The 388-nt window shown below is 28.6% G+C and carries 1 protein-coding gene; it reads right to left on the bottom strand.

Annotated elements, in window-relative coordinates:
- A partial coding sequence (locus tag E3E36_RS12675; protein ID WP_167895668.1) for a hypothetical protein occupies positions 1-388 on the bottom strand: 388 nt, incomplete at both ends.

A 388-nucleotide genomic window follows, 5' to 3' on the forward strand; every position in this document is an offset into this window, starting at 1 on the left:
CTTTTTGTAAAAAAATAATTAAAGCGTTTGAGTATGTTGAATATTGTTTAAGCATTCTGAAATAAACTGCTAATGCACCTCGTTGACTAAGAATATGGCCACCAAACTCAATTACTTTCTTTTTATCATTGGTTAAATAAGTGAATACTGTAGCACTATTTAAAACTTCATCACTCTTAAATCGTCTGCCATCTTTTACAAAGAGAGAAAAATCTAAAACTGAATACCTTTCTCGTACATTTTCAGATAGATATTTTAAATAATCCGCTAATTGTGTATTCAATTCTGTAATTAGATTATCTAATTTATTTAAACTATCTACCACATTTTGTTTTCTTATCAATCGCATATTACCGGCACTTTTCAGTTGTGTTAACGTATTTCGGTA

It is taken from the genome of Thermococcus sp. M36 (assembly GCF_012027355.1).
Lineage (GTDB): Archaea > Methanobacteriota_B > Thermococci > Thermococcales > Thermococcaceae > Thermococcus.